The organism is Kribbella qitaiheensis (assembly GCF_014217565.1).
GTDB classification, from domain to species: Bacteria; Actinomycetota; Actinomycetes; order Propionibacteriales; family Kribbellaceae; genus Kribbella; species Kribbella qitaiheensis_A.
The window spans coordinates 591,629-604,017 of the sequence record NZ_CP043661.1 but is presented as its reverse complement, the minus strand read 5'-3'; the positions used below and the strand labels follow the sequence as shown (position 1 = coordinate 604,017).

Genomic DNA, 12,389 nt, shown 5'->3' with positions numbered 1-12,389 from the left:
CGCCCGCACGTCCAGCGGCACGTAGGTAGGCCCCACCGGCCTTGAGGATCGCGAGCTCGGCCACGACGACGTCGGCCGACCGCTCCATCAGGAGCCCGACCGGCCGCTCGACGGCGACCCCCAGCCGGGCAAGCAGGCCGGCGAGCCGGTTCGACCGCTCGTCGAGCTCGGCGTAGGTCATCGTGCCGACGTCGGACCGGACCGCGGTCGCGCCGGGAGCGCGGGTCACCTGCCGCGCGAACAGCTCGGGCACGGTCAGCTCGGGGACCGGGCACGCGGTGTCGTTCCACGCCCGCAGCACCAGGCGCCGTTCCCGCTCCGACATCGGGTCGATCCGGCCGAGCTCGGCGCCCGGGTCGGCGGCGACGAGGTCGAGGACCCGCAGCAGGTGCGCGGCGATCCGCTGGACCGTGGCCTCGTCGAACAGGCCGGGGTCGTAGCCGAGGTCGATGGTGAGGCCTCGGCCGGGGCTCGCGACGACGCTCAGCGGGTAGTTGGTCCTGCCGATCCCGCGCAGGTCCCGCCAGGCGAGCCCGTTGGCCTCGCCCGCGTCCTCGTCGCTCGCGTAGTTCTGGACCACGACGATGCTGTCGAACAGCTCGGCGTCCGCGACCACATCGCCGCACGCGCGGATCCGGGACAGTGGCAGGAAGTCGAACCGGCGCGACTCGGCCAGCGCGGACTGGCACCGGCGCAGCCAGTCGGCCACGGGCGCGGTCCGGTCGACGGCGATCCGGGCGGGCAGCGTGTTGAGAAGCATCCCGGTGATCTCGTCGGCGCCCGGCAGGTCGGCCGGGCGTCCCGAGACCGTCATCCCGAAGCAGACGTCGTCCCGGCCGCTGTAGCGGGACAGCAGCAGCGCCCAGGCGCCGTGCAGGACCGTGCTCATCGTCAGCCCGTGGCGCCGGGTCGCCGACCGCAGCCGCTCGTACTCCCGCTCCGCCAGCCGCACGGTCACGCGGTCGTCGGAGTGGGGGCGGTGGTCCGCCGCAGGCGCCCGGTCGTAGGGCAGCGGAGTCGGGGTGTCGAAGCCGGCCAGCACCGCCCGCCAGTGCCGCTGCGCGTCCTCGGTGTCCTGCCGCGCGAGCCAGGTCAGGTAGTCCCGGAACGGAGGGCGCTTCGCCGGTCCGGTTCCGTCGCCCTCGGTCAGGGCCTCGTGGGCGGCGAAGACGTCGGACAGGACGTGCAGGACGCTCCACCCGTCCAGCAACGCGTGGTGGAAGGTCCAGACCACCCGCACCTCGGTCGCGGACAGCCGGGCGATGGCCACCCTAGTCAGCGGCGCGGCGGTCAGGTCGAGGCCCGCCGCGCGGTCGCGGTCGAGCAGGCTGGCCAGCGCCTCCCGCCGCTCCGCCTCGGACAGCTCCGACCAGTCCAGGTGAGTGACCGGCAGGGTGACGTCCCGGTGGACCACCTGCAGCGGCGCGGTCACGCCGTGCCATACCAGGGCGGTGCGCAGCACCGAAGTGGTGTCGACCACCCGCTGCCACGCCGCACCGAGCAGCTCTGGCGCCGCGACGCCGCTCAGCACGAAGGTCAGCTGCTCGTGGTACACGCCCCTGCCCTCCTGAGACAGGCCGTGGAAGATCATCCCGGTCTGCATCGGGGTGGCCGGGTAGATGTCCTCGACGGACCGGCCGTCGCCAGCGAGCGCGTCCAGGGTGGCCTGGTCCAGGCCGGCGAGCTGGAAGTCGGAGGGGGTGCGTCCGCCCGCGCCGGGCTGGGCGCAGTGCTCGACGAGCGCACCGAGGTTCGTGAGCGTCTCCTCGGCCAGGGCACGCACGCGGTCGGTGTCGTAGGCCTCCGGGGAAAAGTGCCAAGTCATACGCAGCACGTCGTGGTCGACGCCGGCCACCACTCGCAGCGGATGGTCCTGCTCCGCTCCCGGCTCCGGGTCGCCGACGTGCCAGCCGAGGGCGGTGGTGTGGTCGAGCCGGCCGAGATAGGCGAAGGCGACCTCCGGCGGCGGTGTGTCGGTGAGCGCGGGCACACCGGCGAGGTGGCGCAGAGCGTCGTAGCCGAGTCCGCCGCCGGGCACGGCGCGCACCTGCTCCTTGACCGACCTCAGCGTCGCGCCCCAGTCCTGCTCGGGAACGTCGAGCGCGACCGGGAACACCGTCGTGAGCGGGCCCACCGTCCCCGAGGGGTCCAGGTCGGCGAGCGCGGTCTCCCGACCCGGCCGCTCGAGGTCGAGCAGCACCTCGCCCCGGCCGATCCACCGCGTCAGCGCCCGTCCCAGCGCGGCGAGCAGGACGTCCTCGGTCCGCGTGCGGTAGACCTCAGGGACCTCGCGCAGCAGGGCCTCGGTCTGGTCGGCGGTCAGCCACAGGTCCAGCGAGCGGGTGGGACGTGCAGGCCCGCCGCGGACCTCGGCCGTCCGCGTGCGGCCGGCGCCGGTGAGGGTGGCCCGCCAGTGGGTCAGCTCGTCGTCGAACCCGCCAGCCCTGGCGTGCTCGGACAGGCCCGCCGACCACGCCGCCAACGACGTCGCCGGGTGCCCGAGGTCGACCGCCCTGCCGTGCACGGCCTGCCCGTAGGCCCGGTCCAGGTCGTCGAACAGTATCCGCCACGACGTCCGGTCCAGCATCAGCCGGTGCGCGGACAACCGCACCGACCGGTGGTCGGGCGCCGGTACTGCCGCCAGCGCCAGCCCGTCGGCCAGGTCCTCCACAGTACCGTCCGGCTGGCGCACACCGGCCGGCGCGACGCGCTGGCACCACCGCCCGCCGGCCTGCGTCCAGCGCAGCCGCAGCGCGTCGTGGCGGGCGACGACCGCGGCGAGGGCAGTGCGCAGCGCCCCCTCGTCCACGGCCTCACCGAACTCCACCACCACGCTGTCGACACCGTCGCGGCCGTGGGGCCGGCCGGCCGGCGTCGCGAGGACCCGGTGCTGGGCGGGCAGGAGCGGTATGACGTCGGTGACCGGGCCGCGCCCGTCCTTCCCCGACGCACCGACGGCGGTGCGGAGGGCGGCGAGTTCGGCGATCGTGGACCGCTCGAACAGGTCGCGGGGCATCAGGTCCAGCCCCGCTTGCCGGGCCCGGGACGCCACCCGGATCGCCACGATGGAGTCGCCGCCCCGCTCGAAGAAGTCATCCTCGACCCCGACCCGCGCCACCCCGAGCACGTCGGCCCAGATTTCGGCCAGCACCCGCTCGGCGTCCGTGCGCGGCTCCCGGTAGCCGGTCTCGTCGACCGAGTCGAGGTCCGGCACGGGCAGCGCGCGGCGGTCCACCTTCCCGTTCGGACTCAGCGGGAGCGCGTCCAGCAGCACCACCGAGGGCACCATGTAATCGGGCAAAGCGCCGCCCGCGAACGCGCGCAACGCGGCGGCGTCGACGGCGGTGCCGGGCGCCGCCACCACGTACGCGACCAGCCGCTTGCGGTCGGGCCGGTCGGCGTGGACGGTCACCACCGCGGCCGCCACGCGGGGGTGCGCGCCGAGCACCGCCTCGACCTCGCCGGGCTCGACGCGGAAGCCACGGATCTTGACCTGATCATCGATCCGGCCCACGAACTCGACCACCCCGTCGGCGCGCCAGCGCACGACGTCCCCGCTGCGGTACAGGCGCGACCCAGGCGGCCCGAAGGGGTCGGCGACGAAGCGTGCCGCGGTGGCCCCTGGCTGGTTCAGGTAGCCGCGCGCGACCCCGGCGCCCGCGATGCACAGCTCGCCGGGTGCGCCGACCGGGACCGGGCGCAGGTCGGCGTCGACCACGTGGACCCGCATGTTGTCGAGCGGCCGCCCGATGGGGACGGAGTCGGGCACCGGCTCGCCGGCGGGCATCCGGTGGCGAGTAGCGAAGGTGGTGGTCTCGGTCGGCCCGTAGCCGTTCACGATGTCGAGCGCGGGACACGCGGCCAGCACACGGCGTACAGCCTCGGCGGGTACGACGTCACCACCGGTCCACACCTCCCGGACCCCGCGCAGGCAGTCCGGCCTGTCGGCGGCGACCAGGCGGAACAGGCCCGCCGTCAGCCAGAGGCCGGTCACCCCGTGGTCGCGCACGACCCGGCGCAGGACGTCGGTGTCCACGTCGCCCGGTGGCGCGACGACCACCTGCCCGCCGTTCAGCAACGGCACCCACAGCTCGTAGGTCGAGGCGTCGAAGGCCTGCGGGGAGTGCAGGAGCACCCGGTCGTGGACCCCGCCGGGAAACGACCGGTCGAACGCCAGCGCGACCACGTCGCGGTGGGCAACCGCGACGTCCTTCGGCGTGCCGGTTGAGCCGGACGTGTACATGACGTACGCCAGGTTGTCCGCGTGGACCGGCACATCCGGTGGGGCGGCATCATCGACGGGCTCGTCGGTCGTGACCACGATCGTCTCCCCGACGTGGACTGCGCCGGCCGTCGCCGCCCACGTCCGGTCGGTGAGCAGCACCGACGCCCCCGCCCGGGTCAGCGCAGCGCGGTTGCGATCGGCGGGTGCCCTGGTGTCCAGGGGCAGGTACGCCCCGCCCGCCATGAGGACCGCCAGCTCGGCGACCACCAGCTCGACCGACCGGTCCACCAGCACGCCGACCGGCTGTTCGGCACGCACCTCAGCGGCGACCAGCCGGTGCGCGAGCGCCGCGGCGCGTGCCGACAACTGCGCGTAGCTCATCGTGGCGCCGTCGGCCACCACCGCCGGAGCATCAGGCGTACGCAGGACCTGCTCGGCGAACAGGCTCGGCACGGTGCCTGCGGGCACCGGGTGTGCGGTGTCGTTCCAGCTGCCCAGGATCCGCTCGCGTTCGTCGGCGGGCCACGTCGACAGATCACGCACCCTGCGTTGTGGGCCCGCCGCGATCTCTTCCAGCACCGTCCGCAGCTGTTCGGCGAGGCGCCGTACGGTGGCGGCGTCGAACAACGCGGGGTCGTAGCCGAACTCGATCGCCATGCGCTCGGCGGGCGCGACGACGACGGCGAGCGAATAGTTCGTCGTCTCCACCGCGCGCAGGTCTCGCAGCCGGAGCCCGTGCGCTGCGGCGGACCGGTCGTTCACCGGGTAGTTCTCGAACACGAGGATGCTGTCGAACAGGTTCGCCCTGGCGGGAACACCGCTCCACGAACGCAGCCGTGTCAGCGGCACGTGCTCGAACCGCCGGGACTCCGCCTGGGCTTCCTGCAGCCCGCGCAGCCACTCCCCGACCGGCGCGTCGTCGGCCACGTTGACGCGTACCGGCACTGTGTTGATGAAAACCCCGACGACCTGCTCGACGTCGGCAAGGGCGGCGGGGCGCCCGGAGACCGTGGCGCCGAAGCAGACATCCCGCTGGCCGCTGCCGCGGGACAGCACGAGCGCCCACGCGCCCTGCACCAGCGTGTTGACGGTCAGCCCGTGGCGCGCCGCCGCGTTGCGTAGCTCGTGGGACGCGGACTCGGTCAGCTCGGTCGCGACGTGTGCCGACGACCGGGTAGTGTGCGCGCCCGTCCTCGGCCGGTCGGTCGGCAGCGGGGTCGGCTCGGTCAGGTCAGCGAGCACGCGGCGCCAGTGTTCCTCGGCGAGCCGGTCGTCCTGCGCGGCGAGCCACTCCAGATAGGACCGGAAGGGTGGCCGGCCCGGCGGCGTCGTGCCCGCGTGGACGGCGAACACGTCGGCGAGGACGTGGACGACACTCCAGCCGTCCAACAGCAGGTGGTGGAAGGTCCACAGGACCTGGACGGCGTCGCCAGGCAGGCGCGCGATAGCCACCCGCATGAGTGGGTTCGCCGTTGGGTCCAGGCCGGCGCGCCGGTCGGTCTCGAGCAGCCGCGCCAGTTCGCTTTCCCGGTCCACTTCGGACAGCCGGCGCCAGTCGAGGTGGGTGACCGGCACCACCGGTCGGGTGCGGACGACCTGCAGGGGCTCATCGAGGCCCTCCCACACTACGTGGGTGCGCAACACCGGGGTCCGGTCGACTACCTCCTGCCACGCACGGCCCAGCACCGCCTGCTCCGGGACGCCGTCGAGCACAAACGCGATCTGCTCCAGGTACACCCCCTGATCCCCTTGAGACAGGCCGTGGAACACCATGCCCGCCTGCATCGGGGTGAGCGGATAGATGTCAGCCACCGAGCGCCCGTCGCCGGCGATCCTGTCCACTGTGGCCTGGTCCAGTTTGGCCAGTGGAAAGTCCGACGGTGTGCGGCCACCCGCCTCCGGGCGGGCGCAGTGGGCGACGATCTCGCGCAGCGCGGCGCACATGTCCTCGGCGACGCGCTCTACGGTGGCGCGGTGGTGCCGGTGCTCCGAATAGGACCAGGTGACCTCGAGTCGGCCGGCCGCTACGCGGCTCACCACGTCCAGCAGGTGTGGGCGGGGTGCGTCCGGCGACGCGTCAAGCTCGAGCGCGCCGGGCACACCCTCGAACGGACCGTCCGACGTGGCCTGCGCATCGAACTGCCCGAGGTAGTTGAAGCTGATCGCCGGATCCGGCGCGTGCGCGGTCGTACCGGCCTCGGTGAGGTAGCGCAGGGCGCCGTAGCCGATGCCGCGGTTCGGCACTGACCGCAGCTGTTCCTTCACCGCCTTGAGCGCGGTCCCCCAGTCTGTGTCCGGCACGGGAAGCTCCACCGGGAACAGGGTGGTGAACCAGCCGACGGTGCGGGAGAGGTCGACGTCAGCGAACAGTTCCTCACGCCCGTGCCCTTCGAGGTCGACCAGCACCCGGTCCCGACCGGCCCAGCGGCCAAGCGCCCGGCCGAGCGCGGCCAGCAGCACGTCGTTGACCTGGGTGCGGTAGACGCCGGGGACGTCATGCAGCAGCGCCGCGGTCTCCCTGGCGTCGAGCCGCACCGTGACCGAGTGGGTGGCGGCCACGGTGTTCGCACCCGCGCGGTCGGTCGGCAGCCCGGCGTCGTGGCCCGCCAGCACATCGGCCCAGTAGCCGAGCTCGCCGGCGAACCCGCCGCTGCGCGCGTGCCGGGTAAGCCGCTCGGCCCACTCCTTGAACGAGGTCGTCCTCGGTCCCAGGTCGACCGGGGCACCGGAGACGACCTGTCGGTAGGCGCGGTCGAGGTCGTCCAGCAGGATCCGCCAGGACACCCCGTCCACCACCAGGTGGTGGACGACCAGCCGCAGGGCGCGGTCCCCGACGGGCACGGCGGCCACCAGCGGTCCCTGAGCGAGGTCGAAACCGGTGTGCTCGGGCCGCAGAACCTCGACCGGCGCGACGGCTGTGTTGTGCTGGCGACAGCCGCCTCCCGGGTCGTGCTCGAACCGCATCCGCAGGGCGTCGTGGTGGGTCACGACCGCCGCGAGGGCGGTGCGCAGCGCGTCGTGGTCGACCTCCGCGGCCAGCCGCACGGTGACCATCTGCGCGAAGTGCTCGGGGTCCACGGTCTGCGTCTCGAAGAACCACCGCTGGATCGGGGTGAGGGGCACCGCGCCGCTGACGGCCCCGTGGTCGGTGGTCCGGCCAGCCGCGGTGGCGTCCGGTGCGACGCGCAGTGCGAGCTGCCCGATGGTCTGGTGCACGAAGACATCCTTGGACGTCAACGCCAGTCCGGCCCGGCGGGCGCGGGAGACCAGCTGGATGCTCAGGATCGAGTCGCCGCCGAGGGCGAAGAAGTTGTCGTCGAGCCCGACGCGCGGCACCCTGAGCACGTCCGCCCAGATGCCGGCGAGCGTCCGTTCGACATCGGTGCGCGGTGCGCGGTGCACGCGAGGGATCTCGGCAGCCAGCTCCGGCAGAGCCCGTCTGTCGACCTTCCCGTTGCGGTTGAGCGGCAGCTCGGCCAAGGGCACGATCCGCGACGGCACCATGTACCCCGGCAGCACCCGCTCGGCGAAGCCGCGCAGCGCGGCGGTGTCCACGGTCGCCGCGGGGGCGGGCACGACGAAGGCCACCAGATGCCTGCTCCGCGCGTCGCCCCGTACGACGACGACCGCGTGGGCCACGTCCTCGTGCCGGGCCAGGGCGGCTTCCACCTCGCCCGGCTCGATCCGGAAGCCACGGACCTTCACCTGGTCGTCACAGCGACCGAGGAACTCCAGCGCTCCCGCCCGGTTCGGGCGGACGAGGTCACCCGTGCGGTACATCCGCTCCCCCGGCCGGCCGAACGGGTCGGGCACGAACCGCTCCGCGGTCAGGCCCGGCCGGTTCAGGTAGCCGCGGGCAAGCCCGGCGCCGGCGATGTACAGCTCACCGGGCACGCCGAAGGGCGCCGGCCGCAGTGCCGCGTCGAGCACGATCACCCGCATGTTGTCCAGCGCCCGCCCGATCGGCACCAGGTCGGGGACGTCCTCGGGGGCCGCCATCCGGTGCTGGGTGGCGAACGTCGTCGTCTCCGTCGGGCCGTAGCCGTCGACGACCACAAGGCCCGGGCAGGCGGCCAGCACCCGGCGCACCGCGTCCGGGGAGACCTGCTCACCACCCGTCCACACCTCCCGCGCTCCCGCCAGGCAGTCCGGGGACTCCTCGGCCACGAGACGGAACAGCCCGGCGGTCAGCCAAAGCGCCGTCACGCCGTGCTCGACGACCACACACCGGACGACCTCGGCGTCCACGTCTCCCGGCGGGGCGACCACCACCTGCCCGCCGCCGAGCAGCGGCACCCACAGCTCGTAGGTGGACGCGTCGAACGCGGCTGGCGAGTGGAACAGGACCCGTTCGTGGGCGCCGGTGCGGAAGCCGTGGCCGAACGCGAGCGCGACCACGTCGCGATGGCGGACCGCCACTCCCTTCGGCACCCCCGTCGAGCCGGAGGTGAACATGACGTAGGCGAGGTTGTCCGGTCGAGGCGCGACGCCCGGCGCCGGGGCGGGTTCCTCCGCCGGCTCCGATCCGGTGCGCACGACGACGCACGGGCCCGCGTGCACCTGGTGGCCGAGCCGCTCCGAGGACTCGTCGACGAGGAGCACCGACGCGCCCGCGTCGGCGAGCAGCGCGCGCATCCGGTCCGCGGGCAGCCGATGGTCGAGGGGGAGGTACGCCGCGCCGGCCGTCACCACGGCGACCTCGGCGACGACGAGGTCGATCGAGCGGGCGACCAGCACGCCGACCGGCTGGTCGACGCCGACCCCGAGCGCGACGAGTCGGCAGGCCAGGGTGTTGGCCCGCGCGGCAAGTTCGGCGTAGGCCAGCGCGGTGCCGTCGCACGACACCGCCACCGCGGTGGGGGTCCTGGCGACCTGCTCTGCGAACAGCTCCGGGAGGGTCCGGTCCGGGAGGTCGTGCGTCGTGCCGCACGCGTCCGCCACCAAGCGGCACCGCTCGCCCTCGGACAGCAGCGAGAAGTCCCCGACGCGCCGGTCCGGGTCCTCGACGATGGCGGTGAGTAGCGCCTCGAGGTGCTCTGCCATGCCCGCGACGGTGGCCTCGTCGAACAGGTCGGTGTTGTACTCGAGGGCCGCCGTGAGTGAGCCGTCGCGCGGCCAGAACTCCACGAGCAGGTCGAACCGTGCAGACGGCCGGGGCAGGTCGTGCTCGGTGACCCGCAGCCCGCGAACCGTGCGGGGCGCCACCATGGCCTGCTGGAGCACGACGACGCTTTGGACCAGTGGCGCGCGGCTCGGGTCGCGCTCGGGACGCACAGCGTCGACCACCCGGTCGAACGGCACGTCGTCGTGGGCGAAAGCGGTCAGCGTGGTCTCGCGGACGGCGGCGAGGAAGTCTGAGAAGCTCAGCGCGGGATCGACGTCGGAGCGCAGGACGAGCGTGTTGACGAAAAATCCCAGCATGGTTTCGACATCGTGGTGGCCGCGGCCGGAGGTCACCGCACCGAGTGCGATGTCGCGCTGGTTGGCGTACTTGGCCAGCAGGATCTTCACAGCCGCGGTCAAGGTCATGAACAGCGTGGCGCCGTGCCGCTGTCCCAGCAGGGTGAGCCGGTCGACGACCTCGGGTGGTAGGGGCCTGCGGTGGACGGCACCGGCACTGGTGTGCACCGGTGGACGGGGACGATCGGTGGGTAACTCCAGCGGGACGATGTCGGCGAGCCTGCGCCGCCAATGTTCCAGCTGCTCGGCGAGCGCGGCGTCCGTGAGTTGCCGCCGCTGCCACACCGCGTAGTCCGCGTAGTCCACGCGGCGCCCGTGCTCCGCGTGGTCCGCCGGCCGGTCGCCGGATGCGGTGTCCTGGTGCTGCCCCGCGGCATAGCGCTCGACCAGCTCGTCAACCAGCAGCCGGATGGACCAGCCGTCGGTGACGATGTGGTGCTGGCTGATGACCAGCACGTGCTCATCCTCGGCCAGCCGCACGAGGAGCGCCCGGGCGAGCGGGCCGTGTTCGAGGGAGAACGGAGTGGTCGCCTCGCTGTGCAGCGCGGTCGCGAGCGCCGACGGCCGGTCGTTGTCGGGCAGGTGGGACAGGTCGGTGACGTGGACGGACAGCTCGCCGGTCTCGTGGATCACCTGTACGCCGTCGCCGTCGACCTCCGCGAAGGTGGTGCGCAGGGATTCGTGCCGCGCGACCAGCGCGGCGAACGCGTTCTCCAGCGCCGCCAGGTCGAGTGGTCCGGACAGCCGGACGCCGACGCCGGTGTAGTACTCGGTGCCTCCTGGCGCGAAGTCGGCCAGGAACCACAACCGCCGCTGGGCGAGGGACATCGGAACCACGGCACCGCGGTGCGCGGGCGGCATTCGGTCGTCGTGCGCGCCGGGTGCGGGGTCGGGCAGTAGCCGCGCCATCCCGGCGACGGTTCCCGCGTCGAACAGGTCGCGCGCAGAGAGTCGGACACCGAATGCGGCCCGGACACGGCTCAGGACGCGGATGCTCGAGATCGAGTCGCCGCCGAGGTCGACGAACCGGTCCTCGGCGCCGACGCGATCGAGACCGAGCACGTCGGCCCAGATGCGCGTTAGCTCCCGCTCGGTGTCGGTGCGCGGCGCCGTGCCGCCGCTCTCAGCGTCCTGGACCGGCGCGGGCAAGGCCCGCCTGTCCAGTTTCCCGTTGCGGTCGAGGGGCAGGGCGTCCAGTGGGACGAACGCCGAGGGCACCATATAGGCGGGTAGCTGCCTTTCCAGCGCCGAGCGCAGTTCCCGGGCCGCCGGCATCTGGGAGCCGGCCACCGCCACGACGTAGGCCGCCAGCTGCCTGCCGCCCGCCGCGTTGTCCCACGCCACGACGGCGGCGTGCGCGATCGCCGGGTGGGCGACCACCGCCGCCTCCACCTCCGCGGGCTCGATGCGGAAGCCGCGGACCTTGACCTGGTCGTCGGCCCGGCCGAGGAACTCCACGTCGCCCGCCACGTTCCACCGCACCAGATCCCCTGTGCCGTACATCCGCGAGCCGGGCTCCGTCGGGTCCGCAACGAACCGCTCGGCGGTCATGCCGGGACGGCCGAGGTAGCCGCGGGCCACGCCGGCACCGGCGATGAACAGCTCGCCGGGCTCGCCGTCGGACACCGGCCGCAGGTCGGCGCCGAGGACGTGCAGCCGCACGTCCTCGAGTGGACGACCGATCGGGATCACGTCCGGCACCTGGTCGGAGTCGGACATCGGGTGGCAGGTGGCGAAGGTCGTGGTCTCCGTCGGGCCGTACCCGTTCACCACCACCACGCCAGGGCATGCCGCCATGACCCGGCGCACGGCGGTCGCCGGCACCACGTCCCCGCCGGTCCAGACCTCCCGCAGCCCCGTGAACGACTCCGGGGCGTCCTCGGCCACGACCCGGAACAGGCCCGCAGTGAGCCACAGTGCGGTGAGCGCGTGGTCGGCGACCAGCTCGCGCAGCACGTCGGCGTCCACGTCTTCCTGCTGCGGGAGGACGACGTGCCCGCCTCCCAGCAGCGGCACCCACAGCTCGTAGGTGGTGGCGTCGAAGGCGGCGGGCGAGTGCAGCAGCACCCGGTGGTGCGCACCGGTGCGGAACCGCGGGTCGGTGGCGAGCGCGACGACGTCGCGGTGCCGCACCGCGACTCCCTTCGGCACGCCGGTCGAGCCGGAGGTGAACATGACGTTCGCCAACTGGTCAGGGTGGGGCCGCACGCCGGGGTCGGTCGTCGGCCCGGTAGGCGCTACTCGGTCGTCCAGCACGACGATCGGGCCCGCGTGAATCTCCTCCGCCACCGGGAGCCAGGTCGGGTCGGTGATCAGCACCGAGGCCGATGCCTCGGCCAGCACCAGCCGCATGCGTTCCCGCGGCGCGCGGACATCCACGGGGACGTAGGCACCACCGGCCTTGAGGATGGCCAGCTCCGCGACGACGGTCTGCGTTGACCGCACCGTCAGCAGCCCGACGCGGTGCTCGGGCAGCACACCGCGGCGCAGCAGTTGATGCGCGACGCGGTTCGCCTCGGCGTCGAGGTCGGCGTAGGTGAGAGTGCGCTCTCCCCACGTCACCGCGGGCGCGGTGGGCTGTCGGCGGACCTGCTCGGCGAACAGGCACGGTACCGAGAGGACGGCGTCGCCCGGACCCGGTAGGGCCGCGCTCGACCTCGTGTCATGAAGCACCATGAATGTTCGACCTTCCCGTCGCGGTTAG

The 12,389-nt window shown here is 73.4% G+C and carries 1 pseudogene; it reads right to left on the bottom strand.

Annotated features, from left to right (window positions below):
* Nucleotides 1-49 precede the first annotated feature (49 nt).
* Nucleotides 50-12,361 (bottom strand): annotated as a pseudogene (locus F1D05_RS02700) (amino acid adenylation domain-containing protein); the annotation flags it as partial.
* Nucleotides 12,362-12,389: the final 28 nt, after the last annotated feature.